The following is an 18503-nucleotide window of genomic DNA, read 5'->3' on the forward strand; positions in this document are numbered from 1 at the left end:
AGCGCAGCGACCGCCAGGGATCAAGGCCCGGACCCGGCCGGTGTTCAGGGGAGGGCGAGCATCTGGTCGAGGGCGGCGCGGGCGTAGTACGCCGTCTCCTCGTCCACCGTGATCTGGTTGACGACCTTGCCCCGGACCAGGGACTCCAGCGACCAGACCAGGTGCGGCAGGTCGATGCGGTTCATCGTCGAGCAGAAGCAGACCGCCTTGTCGAGGAAGACGACCGTCTTGTCGAGGTGGCGGTCGGCGAGGCGCTTGACGAGGTTCAGTTCCGTGCCGACGGCCCACGCCGACCCGGCGGGCGCCTCGTCGAGCATGCGGATGATGTACTCCGTCGACCCGATGTGGTCGGCCTCCATCACCACCTCGTGGCGGCATTCGGGGTGCACGAGCACGTTGACGCCGGGGATCCGCGCCCGTACGTCGTCGACGGACTCCTTGCTGAACCGTCCGTGCACCGAGCAGTGCCCGCGCCAGAGGATCATCGTGGCGTCGCGCAGTTCGTCCCTGCCGAGCCCGCCGTCCGGCCGGTGCGGGTTGTAGACGACGCAGTCGTCCAGGGACAGCCCCATCTCCAGCACGGCGGTGTTGCGGCCCAGGTGCTGGTCGGGCAGGAACAGGACCTTCGACCCCTTGGAGAACGCCCATTCGAGAGCGCGGCGGGCATTGGACGACGTGCAGACCGTGCCGCCATGCCGGCCGACGAACGCCTTGATGTCGGCCGAGGAGTTCATGTACGTGATCGGCACGACGTCGTCGGCGATGCCCGCGTCCTCCAGGGCCTCCCAGCACTCCTCGACCTGCTCGTAGGTCGCCATGTCGGCCATCGAGCAGCCGGCCGCCAGGTCCGGGAGGACGACCCGCTGGTCGGCGCCGGTCAGGATGTCGGCCGACTCGGCCATGAAGTGCACGCCGCAGAAGACGATGTACGGCGCCTGCGGCCGGGCCGCGGCCTCCTGCGCGAGCTTGAAGGAGTCGCCCGTGACGTCCGCGAACTGGATGACCTCGTCGCGTTGGTAGTGGTGGCCGAGCACGAACAGGCGGTCGCCCAGGGCAGCCTTGGCGGCGTGCGCCCGCTCCACCAGGGCCGGGTCGGACGCGGGGGGCAGATCGCCGGGGCAGGCGACGCCGCGTTCGCTCGCCGGGTCGGCTCCGCGGCCGAGGAGCAGCAGGGGACTGCCGATGTCGATGGTCACTGGGAGGCTCCCTTGGCAGACTTATCGTCGTATTGACGATACGTCATCGTACGCGGCGGCGGTCAACCCGCCCGGGGCGGCCGTGAAAGAACCCGCCTGTTGGGGAATGCCCCCCGGCAGCGGGTACGTTGTGCGAAGAGGCAAGCGACAACACGACGGCCGCCGCAAGGCGACCGAGCCAATCGGGAGTCAGCACATGACGGTTCCAGCCGAGACCAGCACGGAGCAGGGCGTGGTCCTCACCGACGACGCGGCGGCGAAGGCCAAGAGCCTGCTCGAGCAGCAGGGCGAGGAAGGCCTTGCGCTGCGCGTGCAGGTTCAGCCGGGTGGGTGCTCGGGCCTGATCTACCAGCTCTACTTCGACGACCGCGACGTGGACGGTGACCTCGTCCAGGACTTCAACGGCCTCAGCGTCCGGGTCGACCGGATGAGCGTCCCCTACCTCGCGGGCGCCACGATCGACTTCGTCGACACCATCGAGAAGCAGGGCTTCACGATCGACAACCCGAACGCCGGCGGCTCCTGCGCCTGCGGCGACTCGTTCCACTGAGTCTTCTGCGCACAGCTGAGTCTTCTGCGCACAGCGCGACGATGCCCGTGACCGGGTCCTCCGGGCACGGGCATCTCGCATGTTCAGCGCCGGTGAGGCAGTACCCTTGCCGGGTTTGGACCGCCATTCGAGACGGCCTCGCGGCAATGACGGGGCCGCCGAACCGACGAGGAGATCGACGTCGTGCGCATCGCTGTTGCCGGCTCCATCGCAACCGACCATCTGATGAGCTTCCCGGGCCGGTTCGCGGACCAGCTCATTCCCGACCAGCTGCACACCGTGTCCCTGTCCTTCCTCGTGGACGAGCTCGAGATCCGGCGCGGCGGCGTGGCGGCCAACATCTGCTTCGGCATGGGCCTGCTCGGTCAGCGCCCGATCCTCGTCGGCGCGGTCGGCGACGACTTCGCCGACTACCGGTCCTGGCTGGAGCGGCACGGCGTCGACACGTCCTCGGTGCACGTCTCGGACCTCCACCACACCGCCCGGTTCCTGTGCACGACCGACCAGGACCACAACCAGATCGCCTCCTTCTACACCGGGGCGATGAGCGAGGCGCGGCAGATCGAACTGCAGCCGATCGCCGAGCGCGTGGACGGCCTAGATCTCGTCCTGATCGGCGCCGACGACCCCGAGGCGATGCTCCGTCACACGGAGGAGTGCCGGTCCCGTGGCATTCCCTTCGCGGCCGACCCCTCCCAGCAGCTCGCCCGGATGGACGACGTCCGCGAGCTCATCGACGGCGCCGCGTACCTGTTCACCAACGAGTACGAGAAGTCGCTGTGCGAGCAGAAGACCGGCTGGTCGAGCGAGGAGATCCTGTCCCGCGTCGGCGTCCGCGTGACCACGCTGGGCCCGAAGGGCGTCCGCATCGACCGTGCCGGTGAGCCCAGCCTGCACGTCGACGCGGCCCCCGAGGTCAACAAGGCCGAGCCGACGGGTGTCGGTGACGCGTTCCGCGCCGGGTTCCTCACGGCGCTGTCCTGGGGCCTGTCCCTCGAACGCGCCGCGCAGAGCGGGAATCTCCTCGCCGCGCACGCTCTGGAGGTCGCCGGCCCCCAGGAGTACACCCTCCACGGCGAGCGCTTCGTCGAACGGTTCGTCGACGCGTACGGCAGGGAGGCCGCCGACGAGATCGCTCAGCACCTCTGACCCGCGTCTCCGCGCTCGCTCCACTCACGACCCCATCGGAGCGAGCGCACCCGGCGTTCGCAGGCGCACGCCGTCTGAGCTGAGGAGCGCAGGGAGTCTGAGTACGTTGGGCTCCCGCGCTCGCGTCAGCGAGCTCTATTCAAAGCGAGCGCCATTCAATAGGTGCGGCGCACGTGGAAGGCCCAGCCGCGGGGGAGGGTCTCCTCCGCGACGAAGTCCTGTGACTTCATCCGGCACCACGCGGGCACGTCGGTGCGTGCGGCGACGTCGTCGGCCTGCACCGCGATGATCTGGCCGACGGGCACCTCGCCGATGCGCTCGGCCAGCATGATGATGGGAATCGGGCACTTGCGGCCCAGCGCGTCGATGGTCAGGATCGGGACGGGTCCGTGATACGCCGGGGGGGTCGCCTCCCGGGGCGTCTCCCGCTCGGCCCGGCGGCGCCTCAGCCCCATCGCATGATCTCCTTGCTCACTGACTTGTCATCCCCGCCGTACGGCGGAGACGGGCCACGGCTCCGGGAAGAACCGCGAGGAAGCGATCGACGTCGGTCGCGCTGGTTCCGCGAGGGAGCGATACCCGCACGTTTCCATGGGTAATCACTCCCATTGCCTCCAGAACGTGGCTGGGACGCAGCGTATCGGCCGTACAGGAGCTCCCGGAAGAAACGGCGAAACCGAGCCGGTCGAGTTCGGTGAGGAGCGCCTCGCCCTCGACGTACAGACAGGAGAAGGTCACCAGGTGCGGCAGGCGGCGTACCGGGTCGCCGATGACCTCGACGTCCTCGACCAGGTGCGGGACGCGTTCGCGGATCTGGTCGACGAGCGCGGACAGCCGTGGCCCGTCGCGGTGCATCTCGGCGGTGTACGCCTCCAGGGCCGCGGCAGCGGCCATGGCTCCCGGGACGTTCTCGAATCCGGGGACCCGGCGGCCCTCGCGTTCGTCCTCGGGCAGCGGTGATCTCCACCGGGTGTTCTTGCGGACGATGAGCACGCCGACGCCCGGGGGGCCGCCCCACTTGTGGGCGCTGGCGGCCAGCAGTGACCAGCCGCCCGGCAGTTCGACCCGGCCGGCGGACTGCGCGGCGTCCACGAACAGCGGGACGCGCGCCGCCCGGCACGCCTCGGCCACCTCCGTGACGGGCTGGAGCGTGCCGACCTCGTGGTTGGCGGACTGCAGGCAGGCCAGCGCCGTGTCGGGGCGCAGCGCGGCCGCGAACTCCTCCGGGTCGACCCGCCCCGTACGGTCCACGCCGACCGTCGTGACCTTCCCGCCGTCCCGCTCGTGCAGGGCCGCGGTGTGCAGGACGCTGGAGTGCTCGACGGCACTGACGACGAGGTGGCGACCGGTCCGGCGGCGGGCCGACAGCGCGCCCAGCATCGCCAGATGCACCGCCTGGGTGCCGGAGGAGGTGAAGAACGTTTCGTCGGGGCGTACGCCGAACGCGACGGCCGTTCTGGCCCTGGCCTGATCGAGCAGCAGCCGGGCGCGCCGGGCGGTGCCGTAGAGCCGCTGCGGGTCGGCCCAGCCGCCGTCCAGGGCGGCTACCAGGGCATCCCGGGCCGCCGGATGCAGAGGTTCGGTGGACGCCGCATCGAAGTAGGCCACGGACAAGACACTAATGGGGGCCCCACATGGGTGTCCGCGACCCTCACGCTAATGTTTGGTCGACAAGCGTGAACATCGAACTGATCGCCCGCAGAAACGGGCTTCATCGTGGGAAGGCAATCCGTGAGTCCGACCCGCCGTAGGAAGCGGCACATGCCCGCGCGCATTGGAGCGCCGAGCCCGCGCCGACGCATGCTGCAGAGCGCCGCGGCGCTCTCGATGCTGGCGCTGGCCACGACGGCGTGCTCCGGCGAAGGCAAGCGTCTCGGCCTGCCGACGCCGGTCACCGAGCAGGCCAAGCGCGTCGTGACCCTGTGGCAGGGGTCCTGGATAGCGGCGTTCGCCGTGGGTGCGCTCGTGTGGGGGCTGATCATCTGGGCGGTGCTCTTCCACCGCAAGCGGTCTGACCAGCTGCCGCCGCAGGTGAGGTACAACCTGCCGATCGAGATGCTCTACACCGTCGTGCCGTTCATCATCATCGCGGTGCTGTTCTACTTCACCGCGCGCGACGAGACGTATCTCAACAAGGTCAGCAGCAGCACCCAGACCGGGCAGGTCACCCTCGTGAAGGTGACCGCCTTCCAGTGGAGCTGGCAGTTCGACTACCCGCAGTACCACACCAAGCCGATCGTCGGTCAGCCCACGGCCCCCGACGCCAACGACAAGCCCGTTCTTGTCATCCCGGTCGGCCAGCGGGTTCGTTTCCACCTTGTCTCGACCGATGTCGTCCACTCCTTCTGGGTACCCTCGTTCATCTTCAAGCGGGACATCCTCCCCGGGGCCAAGTCCGGTGAGGACTTCGAGGTCACGCCGACCAAGACGGGAACGTTCGAGGGGCGCTGCGCGGAGTTCTGTGGCGTCGACCACAGCCGGATGCTCTTCCAGGTGAAGATCGTCTCGCCGCAGGAGTTCCAGCAGTTCATCTCCAGCCACCAGGCGAGCGGGAGCGCTCAGTGACCACCACCATCACTCATTCCACCCCCTCCGCCCCGGCCTTCCAGCCGCGGCCGAGCAAGGGCCGCGTCCTCGTGTCGTGGCTGTCGTCCACGGACCACAAGGTGATCGGGTACATGTACCTGATCACTTCGTTCGTGTTCTTCGGCGTCGGCGGCATCATGGCGCTTCTCATGCGCACCGAGCTGGCCAAGCCGGGGCTGCAGTTCGTGAGCAACGAGCAGTTCAACCAGCTGTTCACCATGCACGGCACGATCATGCTGCTCATGTTCGCGACACCGCTGTTCGTCGGCTTCGGCAACGTGATCATGCCGCTGCAGATCGGGTCGCCGGACGTGGCGTTCCCGCGCATGAACATGTTCAGCTTCTACCTGTTCCTGTTCGGCAGCCTCATCGTGCTCAGCGGGTTCCTCACCCCGGGTGGCGCGGCCAGCTTCGGCTGGTACGCCTACACGCCGCTCTCGGACATCATCCGGTCGCCCGAGATCGGCGGCGACATGTGGATCATGGGTCTGACGCTGTCCGGCCTCGGCACGATCCTCGGTGGTGTCAACTTCATCACGACGATCTTCTGCATGCGGGCGCCGGGCATGACGATGTTCCGGATGCCGATCTTCACGTGGAACATCCTGCTGACCTCGGTCCTCGTGCTGATGGCCTTCCCGGTGCTGGCCGCGGCGCTGCTGGCCCTGGAGGCCGACCGTAAGCTCGGCGCGCACGTCTTCGACCCGGCCACCGGCGGTGCGCTGCTCTGGCAGCACCTGTTCTGGTTCTTCGGCCATCCAGAGGTCTACATCGTCGCGCTGCCGTTCTTCGGCATCATCACCGAGATCCTGCCGGTCTTCAGCCGTAAGCCCGTCTTCGGATACGTCGGCCTGGTCGGCGCGACCATCGCGATCGCCGGCCTGTCGGTGACGGTGTGGGCGCACCACATGTTCCCCACCGGGCAGGTGCTGCTGCCGTTCTTCTCGTTCATGACCTTCCTGATCGCGGTCCCGACCGGCGTGAAGTTCTTCAACTGGGTCGGCACGATCTGGCGCGGGCACCTGACGTTCGAGACGCCGATGCTCTGGTCCCTCGGCTTCCTGGTGACGTTCCTGTTCGGTGGCCTGACCGGCATCATCCTGGCCTCGCCGCCGCTGGACTTCCAGCTCAACGACTCCTACTTCGTCGTCGCGCACTTCCACTACGTGCTGTTCGGCACCGTGGTGTTCGCGATGTTCGCGGGCTTCTACTTCTGGTGGCCCAAGATGACGGGGAAGATGCTCAACGAGACCCTGGGCAAGATCCACTTCTGGCTGCTGTTCATCGGCTTCCACACCACCTTCCTGGTCCAGCACTGGCTGGGCGCGGAGGGCATGCAGCGGCGTGTCCCGGACTACGCCAAGCAGTTCACCTCGCTGAACGTCGTCTCGACGATCGGCGCGTTCATCCTCGCCGTCTCGATGATCCCGTTCCTGTGGAACGTCTTCATCACGACCAAGAGCGGTAAGCGGGTCGACGTCGACGACCCGTGGGGCTTCGGCAACTCCCTCGAGTGGGCGACGTCCTGCCCGCCGCCGCGGCACAACTTCACCTCGATTCCGCGGATCCGGTCGGAGCGCCCGGCGTTCGACCTGCACTACCCGCACACCGACAAGCCCGCCGTGACGGCCGGCGCAGGGACGGAGGACTGACATGAAGATCGAGGGTTACCTGTTCGTCTTCTGCGCCCTGTTCTTCGCGGTCATGGACGTCATCTACTGGCTGTGGTCGCACGACCCGACCGGTACGACGGCCCTGGCGCTGACCATCGGCCTGGCGGGCCTGACCGGCTTCTACCTGTTGTTCACCGGGCGGCGGATCGACCCGCGGCCGGAGGACGACAAGGAGGCCGACATCGCCGAGGGCGCGGGCGAGCTCGGCTTCTTCAGCCCGCACAGCTGGTGGCCGCTGTTCACGGCGCTCGCCGCCGCCACGGCCGCCCTCGGCGCCGTGTTCGGCTGGTGGCTGCTGCTGATCGGGATCTTCGCGGTGGTCCTCGCCGCGATCGGGTTCGTCTTCGAGTACTACCGGGGCCACTTCTCCCACTGAGAAGACCCGCCACGCACGGCAGAAAGGCCGGCACCGCCTCAGCGGTGCCGGCCTTCGGCTCGTTCGGGGAAGGCGGCCTTAGGGCTCGTACGCGGCGGCGCGGCCTTCGGGGTGTACGGGGAGGCGGCCTTCGGGCTCGTTCGGGGGAGGCCGCCTCAGGCCGCGTGGCGGCGCGTGGCGGCGATCCAGCGGCCCAGCAGGGCGGTGGCCTCACCGGAGTCGATGGCCCGCAACGCGCGGGCGTAGGCCTCCGCGAGCGCCTCGGTCAGCGCGTCCGCCGGTGGGGTGCCCTCCGCCGCGACGAGCGCGGCAGCGGCGTTGAGAGCGACGATGTCGCGCACCGGCCCGTGCTCGCCGGCCAGCACCGCGCGGGCCACCCGGGCGTTGTGGGCGGCGTCGGCGCCGCGCAGGTCGTCCGGGGTGGCCCGGGGGATGCCCAGGTCCGCGGGGTCGAAGACGGTCTCGGTGGCGGTGCCGTCGCGGACCACCCAGATGATCGAGGTGGAGGTGGTCGTCAGCTCGTCGAGCCCGTCGTCGCCGCGGAACACCAGCGACGAGCAGCCGCGCTCGGCGAACACTCCGGCGATGATCCCGGCCATGCGGGGATGGAAGACCCCGACCGCCTGCGCGGAGGGCCGGGCGGGGTTGGTGAGCGGGCCGAGGAAGTTGAAGACCGTCGGCACCCGCAGCTCGCTGCGGGTCTTCGCGGCGTACTTCAGCGCGGAGTGGTAGAGCGGCGCGAAGCAGAACGTGATGCCGACCTCGTCGGCGACCCGCGCCGTGGCCTCGGGGGGCAGGTCGATGACGACGCCGAGCTCCTCGAGCAGGTCGGCGGCGCCGCAGGACGACGACGCGGCGCGGTTGCCGTGCTTGACCATGCGCGCGCCCGCTGCCGCGGCGACGATCGCGCCCATCGTGGACACGTTGACGGTGTGCGCGCGGTCACCGCCCGTGCCGACGAGGTCGACTGCCGGTCCCGGCACGGTGATGGGCCTGGCGTGGGCGAGCATGCCCTCGGCGAGCCCGGCGACCTCGGCGACGGTCTCGCCCTTCGCCCGTAGCGCGACGGCGAAACCGGCGATCTGCACGTCGGTCGCCTGGCCCGACATGATCTCGTTCATCGCCCAGGCGGTCTCGTCGGCCGACAGCGATTCGCCGTCGAGCAGCGCGTTGAGGAGCGCGGGCCACGTCGTGCGCGGGTCCATGGGTGCCTCTTCGGTGATGCGGCCGGCGTCCGCGGGAGCGGACGGTTACTGGAGGGACAGGCGGGGGTCGGAGTCGCCGACGTGGCCCTCGAGGCGGCGGCGCATCAGGTCGGCGACGCCCTGGGCCAGCGCGACCGGGTCGATCGGCTGGCTGGCGACGGCGTCGGCGCGAGACCAGGTCGCGAGCCAGCCGTCGTCGCGGCGGGCGATGATGACCATGATCGGCGGGCAGTGGTAGATCTCGTCCTTGGCCTGCCGGGCGATGCCCATGCCGCCGGCGGGCTGCGCCTCGCCGTCGAGGATGACGACGTCGATGTCGCCGCGGTCCAGGTGAACGAACACCGCGGGCTCCGTTGCGACCTCGACGAACTCGACCCTTGGCAGGCCGGGCGCGGGACGGCGGCCGATCGCGAGCTTCACCTCGTTGCGGGTGTTCGCGTCGTCGCTGTATACGAGGACCTTCATGGTCTCTTCGGTGCTCATCGGCTCATCCATGGGTGACGTGGTCGCGGGATACGAGCCGATGCTACCGGGAGATGACGCCGCGGGTCGGGCCGCCCGCCTCGGACGTGCCGGGACGTGCTCATGGGGTGGCGAATCGCCTCCACAGGGGGGTCCTGCACGAAGCGGAGACAGGTGCCGCAATAATGCTGCCCGTGGCAACAGCAACCGCGACAGAAACGGCACCCCGGTCCCACGCCAACCGGCCCAACCTCGTAAGCGTGGGCACGATCGTGTGGCTGTCGTCTGAGCTCATGTTCTTCGCGGCGCTGTTCGCGATGTACTTCACGATCCGGTCGGTGACCAAGGGGGACGGCGGCCCGTGGCCGGCCGCCCACTTGGACATCCCGTACGCCTCGGCCAACACCTTCATCCTGCTGATGTCCAGTGTGACCTGCCAGATGGGCGTGTTCGCCGCGGAGCGCGGGCAGGTCAGGCGCCTGGGGACGCTCTTCAACCTCAAGCGGTGGGGCCTGCGCGAGTGGTACGTCCTGTCCTTCCTGATGGGCGCGGTCTTCGTCGCCGGTCAGTTGAATGAGTACCGCACCCTCATCGAAGAAGGCACGACGATCTCCAGCAGCGCGTACGGCTCGGTCTTCTACCTGACCACGGGCTTTCACGGCCTGCATGTGACCGGTGGACTGATCGCGTTCATCTTCATGCTTGGACGCACGTACGCCGCGAAGCGCTGGACTCATGAGCAGGCGACGAGCGCCATCGTCGTGTCCTACTACTGGCACTTTGTCGATGCGGTCTGGGTGGGGCTGTTCTTCACCATCTACGGGATCGACAAGATCTTCACCTGACCCAGAACGAGGGATCTTCCGTGAAATGGATCACCGCATGGCGACGGCGCCCGTGGGCGGGCTACGCCGTTGTGCTGGCCGCGCTCGCGATCATCGGCGTCGCCTACGCCGGTGTTTCGCCGCGCACCGACCAAGCCCAGGCGTCCGACGCGGCGGCGTCGCAACAGGACGTGGCCAAGGGCAAGGCGCTGTTCAATCAGGCCTGCTCGAGCTGCCACGGTGCCAACGCCGAGGGCACGAAGAACGCCCCCAGCCTTCTCGGCGTGGGCGCGGCCTCGGTCGACTTCCAGGTCAGCACCGGTCGGATGCCCGCCATGAACCTCGGCGCGCAGGTTCCGCGCAAGAAGCCGATCTTCAACGAGGAGCAGACGCGGCAGCTCGCCGCATACATCGCCTCCCTCGGTGGCGGACCCGGTGTGCCGTCGAAGGACCAGGTCAACCCGGACACCGGCGACGCGGCCATGGGCGGCAAGCTGTTCCGTGCGAACTGCGCGCAGTGTCACAACTTCGCCGGTTCGGGTGGCGCCCTGACCGGGGGCAAGTACGCTCCGCCGCTGGACAAGGCGACGCCCCGGCAGATCTACGAGGCCATGATCACTGGACCGCAGGCGATGCCGGTCTTCAACGACACGACGGTCACGCCGGAGCAGAAGCGCGCGATCATCGCGTACGTCACGCAGACCCGCGCCGAGCCCAACCCCGGCGGCAGCGGCCTCGGCCGCGTCGGCCCGGTGGCCGAGGGTCTCGTCGGCTGGCTCGTCGGGATCGGACTCATGGTCGTCGCAGCAGTGTGGCTCACTGCCAAGAAGCCCAAGAAGAAGCAGCAGAATGACTGACAACAACGAGAACAGCGACGTGACCCCGGAAGAAGAAGGCCGCGTGCCGAAGCGTGTTATCGGCACTCCGCCGTCGGTCGGCACCCAGGAGCTCCTGCCCCGCGAAGAGCCGGGGGAGGGTGGCAGCGGTTACGTGCTGGACGAGAAGAAGGCACGCAGCGCCGAGCGTGTGGCGGCCTTCTTCTTCACGCTCACGTTCCTCGCGAGCATCGCCTTCATCTTCTTCTACGCCGTCTGGCCCGGCCACGTCGGCAACATCCAGCGGGCGACGCGGTCGAACTACACGCTGGGCATCGCGCTGACGCTGATCTTCCTCGGTCTCGCGGTGGGCATGACGATCTGGGTCCGCCACCTGGTGACGACCAAGGAGATCGTCCAGGAGAGGCACGCGATCTCCTCCACGGCCGAGGATCGCGAGGCCTTCAACGAGTTCTTCCAGAAAGGCGCCCAGGAGAGCGGCCTCATCCAGCGCAAGCTGCTCCGCCGTACGCTGCTGCTGGCCTCCGCACCCCTGGGCCTGCTGCCGCTCGTCCTGCTGCGCGACCTCGGTCCGCTGCCGGAGAAGAAGCTGCGCCACACGAAGTGGAAGAGCGGCACACGCCTCGTGGTCGACGGCACTGGACAGCCGCTCAAGGCGACCGACTTCAACTCGCCGGGCGGCATCATCACCGTCGTCCCCGAGGGCGCCGAGAACAACCTGGACGAGATCGCCACAAGCGCCGTCCTCCTGCTCAACCTCCCGGTCGATCAACTGAAGATCAAGAAGGGCCGGGAGAACTGGAACGTCGGCGGCATCGTCGCGTACTCCAAGATCTGCACGCACGTCGGCTGCCCGGCCGCGCTGTACGAGCAGACCACCCACCACATCCTGTGCCCGTGTCACCAGTCCACCTTCGACGCGCTGGACAGCGCGAAGGTGATCTTCGGTCCGGCCGCCCGGCCCCTGCCTCAGCTGCCGATCGGTGTTGACTCCGAGGGCTACCTCATCGCCACGAGCGACTTCAAGGAGCCGGTGGGCCCGAGCTTCTGGGAGCGCGGGAGGCCCAAAGCATGATCTGCACGAACCGCACGTACGACATGAGCTCGCGGCCTTCGCCGATCGGTGAGTCGCACGGCGAGCGAGGAGCGGTGAGCGACCAATGAGCACCACGACACCTCCCAAGGCCATCGACGGCGCGATCGGCTACGCCGACGAGCGCTTCGCCATCGCGGGTTTCCTGCGCGCCAAGAGCAAGAAGGTCTTCGGCGACCACTGGTCGTTCATGTTGGGCGAGATCGCGCTCTACTCCTTCGTCATCCTGCTGCTGAGCGGGGTGTTCCTGACGCTCTGGTTCAAGCCCAGCATGTCCGAGGTCGTCTACCACGGCAGCTACACCAAGCTCAACGGCGTGAGCGTCAGCGAGGCGTACGACTCGACGCTGCGCATCAGCTTCGACGTCCGCGGCGGTCTGCTCATGCGGCAGATCCACCACTGGGCGGCCGTGCTGTTCCTGGCCTCGACCATGGTGCACCTGCTCCGGATCTTCTTCACCGGCGCATACCGCAAGCCGCGTGAGATCAACTGGCTCATCGGCATCGTGATGTTCACCATCGCGATCCTGGAGGGCCTGTTCGGCTACTCGCTGCCGGACGACCTGCTGTCGGGTACGGGCCTGCGCATCACCCAGGGTGTGCTGCAGTCGATCCCGCTCGTGGGCACGTATTTGTTCTACTTCGCCTTCGGCGATGCGTTCCCGGGCCATGACTTCATCCCACGGCTCTACACGATCCACGTGCTCCTCATACCAGGCCTGTTGCTGGCCCTGGTCGTGGCGCACCTGATGATCATGTGGTTCCAGAGCCACACGCAGTTCCCGGGCAAGGGCAGGTCGAACAACACGGTCACGGGCAAGGCGTTCTTTCCGGTGTTCCTGATCAAGACCAACGCGTTCATGCTGTTCACCTTCGCGGTCATCGCGGGGCTGGCGACGTTCGCGCAGATCAACCCGATCTGGCTCTTCGGCCCGTACACTCCGGACTCCATCACGGCCGGTTCACAGCCGGACTTCTACATGGGCTTCCTCGAGGGCGCACTGCGGATCATGCCCAACTGGGAGACCAACCTGTGGGGCCACACGGTCAGCTGGAACGTCATGATCCCGGCGCTCGTACCCCTGGGTCTGATCATGACCGGCGCCGCCGTGTGGCCGTTCATCGAACAGTGGGCAACGGGCGACCGGAAGATCCACAATTTCGCCGACCGCCCGCGCAACGCGCCGTTCCGGACGGCCGTCGGCATGACCACCGTCGCCTTCTACGGCCTGCTGTGGCTGGCCGGCGGCAACGACATCATCGCCGACAAGTTCCACGTGTCCCTGTACGCGACGACGTGGTTCTTCCGGTTCACGATCGTCATCGGCCCGGTCATCGCGTTCTTCGTCACCAAGCGGATCTGCCTGGGTCTGCAGGGCAAGGACGCGGACGTGCTGCACCACGGTGTGGAGTCCGGAAAGATCATGCGGCTTCCGAACGGCGAGTTCATCGAGGTGCACGAGCCGGCGAGCGAGGAGGAAGCGGCGGTTCTCCAGGGCAAGGACCTGCTGCCCGCCCCCGAACTCGAGGAGGCAGAGGACGAGAACGGCGTCCCGGCGCCGTCCGCCCGTGGTCCGCTGGGCAAGGTGCGCAAGAACCTCAACCGCGCCTTCGCTCCCGACGAGGTCTCGGTCGACGGGCACGGCGAGGGCCACCACGAGACCGGCCCGCACGACGATGAGCAACTCGCGTCGGACGGCGTCGAGACGGGCGGCGGCAAGGCCATCAGCCGCCACTGACGCCCGCGTTCAGCGAACGACGCCGGCCCCGCCGCCCGGAAGATCCGGGTGGCGGGGCCGGCGTTCGTCTGCGGGCGGTCCCGGAGGGCGGCCTTCGTCGCGTACGGAGAGCCGCGTCGCGTACGGAGAGCGCCGGCGCGGCCGGTGAGCCGCTGAGGGCGCGGCCCCTCGGACTCCCCGGTGAAAGCAGGACTGACGCGGACACGGGGCGACGCCGAGCCACGGGCCGGCGAGCGTCGGCGGTGTGCCGGTCAGTCCGCGTCGGGGAGGCCGAGCGCGAAGGCGGCCTCCAGGTCGTGCTGGGAGTAGGTGCGGAAGGCGATGTGAGTCTCGGTGTGCGTGACACCCGGAACCTTGTTCAGCCCGCCGGGGATGACGTCAGCGATCTGCTCGTACTGCCGGACGCGCACGAGGGCGACCAGGTCGAACTCGCCGGTCACGGAATAGACCTCGCTCACCCCCTCGATACCCGCGATGGTCTCGGCGACCTCCGGGATGCGCGAGACGTCGGCCTTGATGTGCACGATGGCGGTGATCACGGAATGCCTCCTGCGATGGTTTGCGCGCGGCGTCGGGTCGCCCGTCGCACAGACTAGTAGAGGCCGTTCGGCGTGATCGTGGGCGGGCGCGCCCGCCGCCGAACCCGGACTACTGCCAGCTCAGGGCGGCCGACCTGCGTGCGACGGTGCCGCGTCGCACGAGGAGGCCGACGACCATTCCGGCGACGAAGCCGTAGATGTGCGCGACGTACGCGGTCTGGCTCTGGCTGTCGCCGAGGCTGAGCCACTGGAACACGAAGAACTGCGCGAGCAGGGCCCAGGAGGGCAGCCGGAACGGGAAGATCGACAGGATGAGCGCGATCGTCCGCGACCGCGGATAGAGCACCAGGTGGGAGCCGAGCACCCCGGCGATGGCGCCGGACGCCCCGACGAGCGGGGTGGCGGAGCCGGGGTAGGTGATCGCGAAGCCGTACGCCGCGATGTAGCCGACGAGCAGATAGAAGACCAGGAAACGGAGCCGCCCGAGGCGGTCTTCGGTCGCCGCGCCGAAGATGAAGAGGTACACCATGTTGCCGAGGATGTGCGCGACGCCGCCGTGCAGGAACATCGACGACAGCGCGGAGAACCAGGGCCGCTTGTGGTACGGCTTCGGGTGGCAGGCGTCGGCGACCTCCTCCGGCACCGGATTCGGCCGGTCCGAGAGCAGCTCCTTCGGGATGGCACCGTACTTCAGCAGGAACGTCACCTGCGCGCACTTGCGCTGCGTGGGCCCTTCGTCGTGGTGCCCGATCGAGGCGATCGGCGACAGCAGGAAGACGACGACGTTGGCGGCGATGAGGAGGTAGGTGACCAGGGGCGCGCGCCGCGTCGGCTGGTTGTCGTACAGCGGCAGCGCCACACCTGCTCCTATCGCATCGGCCGACCGGCGCGGTCAACCTTACGGGAATCAGGGCGCGCCGCGGCATTCTCGATCCAGCGCCGGACGCTCTCGGCGCCGTGGGGCGGGCAGGTCCACGTGCCGTCGACCTCGACCAGGCGCACGCCGGGGGAGTCGAGCCAGCGCAGGACGCATTCCATCTCCTCGGCCGAGGCCCTCGGGGTCGCCCCGATCCCCGGGCGTACCGTCTCGGCGGTGGCGACGAGCGCGTCGACGTACGGGACGGGGTGGGCGTTCGGCGGGACGGTGCCGGCGGCGGCGAGCCGGCCGTGGCGCACGACGTGCAGCTCCCAGCCGCCGTCGAAGGCGGGCCGTGCCGCGACCAGCTGCGCCAGCCCCGCGAGGGCGGACAGCCGCTGGCAGCGCGCGGCGCCGCGGACGAAGGCGGCCAGCCGGTCGCGCTGCACGGCGGCCTCCTCGTAGCGCAGCTCGGCGGCGAGCCGGTCGATGCGGGCCCGGGCGGCCGTGACGACCGGCCGGACGTCGCCCTCCAGGATCGTCCGCGCCAGGGAGCCGTGCCGGGAGTAGTCCTCCGGCGCCTGCCGGCCCTCGCACGGCGCCCCGCAGCGCCCGAGCTCGGCCAGCGCGCAGGTGGCGGCGCGCCCGCTCTCGATCAGCCGCAGGGTCAGCCGCTGGGTGCACTGGCGCAGGGGGACCGCGTCATGGACGGCGGCGCGCGCCTCCTCGGCCGTGCGGGTGCTGCCGAACGGGCCCAGGTAGGTGGCGCCGTCGTCGCGGACCTCCCGGACGATCGACAGCCGGGGGAAGGCCTCGGCGGTGAGCTTGAGCCACACCGCCCGCTCCGGATGGCGGGACCGGCGGTTGTAACGCGGCTTGTGCGCGGCGATGAGCCGCAGCTCGCGGACCTCGGCCTCGAGGGGGCTCGCGCACACGATGGTCCGCACCCGCTCGGCGATCCCGATCATCTCGCGAACGTGGCGGCGGGTCTCCGACGCGGTGAAGTAGGACGTGACACGGCTGCGCAGCCGGCCGCTCTTGCCGACGTACAGCACCTCGCCGCGGGTGTCCTCGAAGAGGTACACGCCGGGTGCGGCGGGCACGCCGTCGGCCAGGTGACGTTTGCTGCGCTGCTCCGGCGTCGGCGCGCGGGTGAAGCCGGTCAGCTCCTCCAGGGTGTGCACCCCGAACGCGCCGGCGCGCTCCAGCAGGCCGTGCAGCACGTCGACGGTCGCGCGGGCGTCGGTGAGCGCGCGGTGGCAGGGCTCGATGCGGGTGCGGAAGAAGCGGGCGAGGGTGGCGAGCTTGCAGTTGGGGACCTCGTCGCGGGTGAGGAGACGGCGCGCGAGGTCGACCGTGTCCACGACCGGCGGTGCCGGCCAGGGGCGCTCCTGCGCGGCGCAGGCGGCCTTCAGGAAGCCCGTGTCGAACGGCGCGTTGTGGGCGACGAGGACGGCGCCCCTGGCGAACTCCAGGAAGGAGGGCAGGACCTCGCCGATCCGGGGAGCGGCCACGACCATCTGCTGGGTGATGCCGGTGATCACCGAGATGAACGGCGGGATCGGCATGCCGGGGTCGACGAGAGTGGCGAACTCGCCCACGACCTCGCCCCCGCACACCTTGACCGCGCCGATCTCGGTGATCGCGTCATCCTTGGCCGATCCTCCGGTCGTCTCGAGATCGACGACGACGAAGGTGACCCCGGCCAGCGGGGTGCCGAGGTCATCGAGGGTGCCCTGCACGGCAGGGCCGACAGAGGCCATGGCGGAACCGTACGCGTGGCGACCGACATTCCGTGCCGGTGACCTGGTGCCGGATACCGTGCGGTATTCGTCGGGGGGATTGCGGACCGTGGGTCGCCAGGGCGTCTACGCTGGGCAGCGACGGCGACACGGAGCCCGGTGCACGCGTCCCGGCGCACCACCCCACCCGGCTCGACCAATGAGGAGCAGACCATCGACACCGGCCCGGGCGAACACCTCGATCAGCCGCTCCCCGAAGCGGTCCGGCAGCGCGTCGTCGAGGCCGCGGCCGACGTGATCGGTGCGCTCCGGTCCGATGAGCTCCCGGCGCCGCTGCGGCGCGTCGCCCGGTTCGAACCCCGCCGCCGGGCCCGGCTGGCCGCGACCCTGATCGCCGCGCATCTGGAGGACCACGCGGGGTTCCGCGAGCGCGTCGCCGAGGTCGTCCGGGAGAGCGAGCCGGTGCTGGGTGAGGCGATCCTCTCGGGCACGGTGCCTCCCGCCGCCGACCCGGTGACCGTCGCGGCCCTCGCCTACCTGCTGCGCCCGCCAGGCTGGCCCGAGCGGATCGAGACCGCGCGCCGTGACCTGGAGCGGTCCGCGGCGGCCGCCGAGGAGGCCAGGGTCATCCGCCAGGTCGCCGAACTCCGCGAGCAGATCGCCGCGGCGAAGGCCACCCGTTCGGAGGAGACGGAGAAGCTCCGCGCCGAGCTGCGCGAGGTCCGCGGCGAGAACGCCGAGCTGCGCAAGCGCCTGCACGAGGCGCGGGCCAAGGCGAAACGGGAGCACGCACGGGCGGAGGAGCTCGACCGCCGGCTGGGGGAGGAGCGCGCCGCGTCGTCCGTCGCGGCGGCCGCCGCCGAGGCGGAGCTGCGCCGGCTGCGCAGCCGGCTGTCCCATGCCGAGGCCGCCGCGGAGAGCGCCCGGCGTGCCGCCCGGGAGGGCCGCAGCGTCGACGAGGCCCGGCTGCGCGTCCTTCTGGACGCCCTCACCGACGCCGCCAAGGGCCTGCGCGACGAGATCGCCCTGCCGCCCGGCATCACCAGGCCCGCCGACAGCGTCGGGGGCATCACGCCCAGCCGTCCCGGGCACCGCACGCTGCCCGGGCGGGCGCTGGCCGACAGCGACCCGGCGCTCCTCGACCAGTTGCTCACCCTCCCGCAGGTCCACCTCATCATCGACGGCTACAACGTCACCAAGACCGGCTACGGCGACCTGCCGCTAGCCGACCAGCGGGCCCGTCTGGTCTCGGGTCTGGGCGTGCTGCACGCCCAGACCAAGGCGGAGGTGACGGTGGTGTTCGACGGTGCGGAGTTGAACGCCCCCGTCGCGGTGCAGGCGCCACGCGGCGTCCGCGTGCTGTTCAGCGAGCCCGGCCAGACGGCGGACGAGCTCATCGGCCACCTCGTACGCGCCGAGCCGAGGGGACGCGCCGTGGTGGTCATCTCCTCCGACCAGGAGGTCTGCGACTCGGCCCGCAGGGCCGACGCCCGGCCGGCCCCGTCGTCGCTCCTCCTCCGCCGCCTCGGCCGCACCTGACGATCGCCCCTCGCCCGGCCACTCCGCTCACGCGCCCCTCGCCCGGCCACTCCGCGCGCTCGTCGTCCTCGCTCGGGCTCGTGGGTCGCTCGTCTTCCTCACTCGCTGCGCGGCGGCCCCGTCCCTCGACCGCTCCTCG

18 protein-coding genes are annotated in these 18503 nt (G+C 69.7%); 10 read left to right on the plus strand and 8 right to left on the minus strand.

Annotated features, from left to right (window positions below):
- Positions 1–44 precede the first annotated feature (44 nt).
- Positions 45–1196, minus strand: a complete 1152-nt coding sequence (gene nadA / locus NE236_RS11845) for a quinolinate synthase NadA (RefSeq protein WP_252841957.1) — start codon at positions 1194–1196, stop codon at positions 45–47.
- 196 nt (positions 1197–1392) lie between these two features.
- Between nadA and NE236_RS11850 the strand changes: the two genes are divergently transcribed.
- Both NE236_RS11850 and NE236_RS11855 read left to right on the plus strand, forming a co-directional pair.
- Positions 1393–1746: a HesB/IscA family protein gene (locus tag NE236_RS11850; protein ID WP_252841958.1), complete on the plus strand. Its 354-nt coding sequence runs from the start codon at positions 1393–1395 to the stop codon at positions 1744–1746.
- A 183-nt stretch (positions 1747–1929) separates the two neighbouring features.
- Positions 1930–2895: a carbohydrate kinase family protein gene (locus NE236_RS11855; RefSeq protein WP_252841959.1), complete on the plus strand. Its 966-nt coding sequence runs from the start codon at positions 1930–1932 to the stop codon at positions 2893–2895.
- 155 nt (positions 2896–3050) lie between these two features.
- Here NE236_RS11855 and NE236_RS11860 read toward each other — a convergent pair whose 3' ends face one another.
- On the minus strand, positions 3051–3350 hold the full coding sequence (locus NE236_RS11860) for a sulfurtransferase TusA family protein (protein WP_372494316.1): 300 nt from the start codon (positions 3348–3350) through the stop codon (positions 3051–3053).
- Between the two features lie 16 nt (positions 3351–3366).
- Positions 3367–4503, minus strand: coding sequence for a cysteine desulfurase family protein (locus NE236_RS11865; RefSeq protein ID WP_252841960.1), 1137 nt, complete (start codon positions 4501–4503; stop codon positions 3367–3369).
- A 153-nt stretch (positions 4504–4656) separates the two neighbouring features.
- Here NE236_RS11865 and ctaC point away from each other — a divergent pair, with 153 nt between their 5' ends.
- Genes ctaC through NE236_RS11880 form a run of 3 tightly spaced genes read left to right on the plus strand, consistent with a single transcriptional unit; the run spans position 4657 to position 7530 of the window.
- Positions 4657–5460: an aa3-type cytochrome oxidase subunit II gene (gene ctaC / locus NE236_RS11870; protein ID WP_252841961.1), complete on the plus strand. Its 804-nt coding sequence runs from the start codon at positions 4657–4659 to the stop codon at positions 5458–5460.
- Positions 5457–7133 (plus strand): aa3-type cytochrome oxidase subunit I, encoded by a 1677-nt coding sequence (gene ctaD, locus NE236_RS11875; protein WP_372494317.1) that lies wholly within the window; start codon positions 5457–5459, stop codon positions 7131–7133. Before ctaC ends, ctaD begins: the two co-directional genes overlap by 4 nt.
- Position 7134: 1 nt before the next feature.
- Positions 7135–7530 carry a cytochrome c oxidase subunit 4 gene (locus NE236_RS11880; RefSeq protein WP_252841962.1) on the plus strand — a complete coding sequence of 132 codons (396 nt, stop codon included), beginning with the start codon at positions 7135–7137 and terminating at the stop codon, positions 7528–7530.
- A gap of 155 nt (positions 7531–7685) precedes the next feature.
- Here the strand turns inward: NE236_RS11880 and trpD are convergent, their stop codons facing one another.
- Together trpD and NE236_RS11890 are read right to left on the minus strand one after the other, a co-directional pair.
- Positions 7686–8735: an anthranilate phosphoribosyltransferase gene (gene trpD / locus NE236_RS11885; protein ID WP_252841963.1), complete on the minus strand. Its 1050-nt coding sequence runs from the start codon at positions 8733–8735 to the stop codon at positions 7686–7688.
- 45 nt (positions 8736–8780) lie between these two features.
- Positions 8781–9218: a hypothetical protein gene (locus NE236_RS11890; protein ID WP_252841964.1), complete on the minus strand. Its 438-nt coding sequence runs from the start codon at positions 9216–9218 to the stop codon at positions 8781–8783.
- A gap of 164 nt (positions 9219–9382) precedes the next feature.
- On the opposite strand from NE236_RS11890, the gene ctaE reads away from it, so the two are divergent.
- The 4 genes from ctaE to qcrB all read left to right on the plus strand — a co-directional run bounded on the left by ctaE (position 9383) and on the right by qcrB (position 13688).
- Positions 9383–10042: an aa3-type cytochrome oxidase subunit III gene (ctaE, locus tag NE236_RS11895; RefSeq protein WP_289850266.1), complete on the plus strand. Its 660-nt coding sequence runs from the start codon at positions 9383–9385 to the stop codon at positions 10040–10042.
- A gap of 20 nt (positions 10043–10062) precedes the next feature.
- A complete protein-coding gene (qcrC, locus tag NE236_RS11900; protein ID WP_252841966.1) occupies positions 10063–10878 on the plus strand; it encodes a cytochrome bc1 complex diheme cytochrome c subunit in 816 nt (271 codons plus the stop codon).
- On the plus strand, positions 10871–11932 hold the full coding sequence (gene qcrA / locus NE236_RS11905; RefSeq protein ID WP_252841967.1) for a cytochrome bc1 complex Rieske iron-sulfur subunit: 1062 nt from the start codon (positions 10871–10873) through the stop codon (positions 11930–11932). Before qcrC ends, qcrA begins: the two co-directional genes overlap by 8 nt.
- Positions 11933–12017: 85 nt before the next feature.
- A complete protein-coding gene (qcrB, locus tag NE236_RS11910) occupies positions 12018–13688 on the plus strand; it encodes a cytochrome bc1 complex cytochrome b subunit (RefSeq protein WP_252841968.1) in 1671 nt (556 codons plus the stop codon).
- A gap of 251 nt (positions 13689–13939) precedes the next feature.
- On the opposite strand, the gene NE236_RS11915 is transcribed toward qcrB, so the two are convergent.
- From NE236_RS11915 to NE236_RS11925, 3 genes are all read right to left on the minus strand, one after another.
- The gene (locus tag NE236_RS11915) at positions 13940–14227 is read right to left on the minus strand and encodes an Lrp/AsnC family transcriptional regulator (protein WP_252841969.1); all 288 of its coding nucleotides are present in this window, start codon (positions 14225–14227) and stop codon (positions 13940–13942) included.
- Positions 14228–14336: 109 nt separating this feature from the next.
- Positions 14337–15086: a rhomboid family intramembrane serine protease gene (locus tag NE236_RS11920; protein ID WP_252841970.1), complete on the minus strand. Its 750-nt coding sequence runs from the start codon at positions 15084–15086 to the stop codon at positions 14337–14339.
- A gap of 8 nt (positions 15087–15094) precedes the next feature.
- The gene (locus NE236_RS11925; RefSeq protein ID WP_252841971.1) at positions 15095–16846 is read right to left on the minus strand and encodes a DEDD exonuclease domain-containing protein; all 1752 of its coding nucleotides are present in this window, start codon (positions 16844–16846) and stop codon (positions 15095–15097) included.
- A 138-nt stretch (positions 16847–16984) separates the two neighbouring features.
- Between NE236_RS11925 and NE236_RS11930 the strand changes: the two genes are divergently transcribed.
- The gene (locus NE236_RS11930; RefSeq protein ID WP_252841972.1) at positions 16985–18364 is read left to right on the plus strand and encodes an NYN domain-containing protein; all 1380 of its coding nucleotides are present in this window, start codon (positions 16985–16987) and stop codon (positions 18362–18364) included.
- The last annotated feature ends 139 nt before the right edge of the window (positions 18365–18503 follow it).

The sequence above is a fragment of the Actinoallomurus purpureus genome, from assembly GCF_024055795.1.
In the GTDB taxonomy this organism is placed as follows: Bacteria; Actinomycetota; Actinomycetes; order Streptosporangiales; family Streptosporangiaceae; genus Actinoallomurus; species Actinoallomurus purpureus.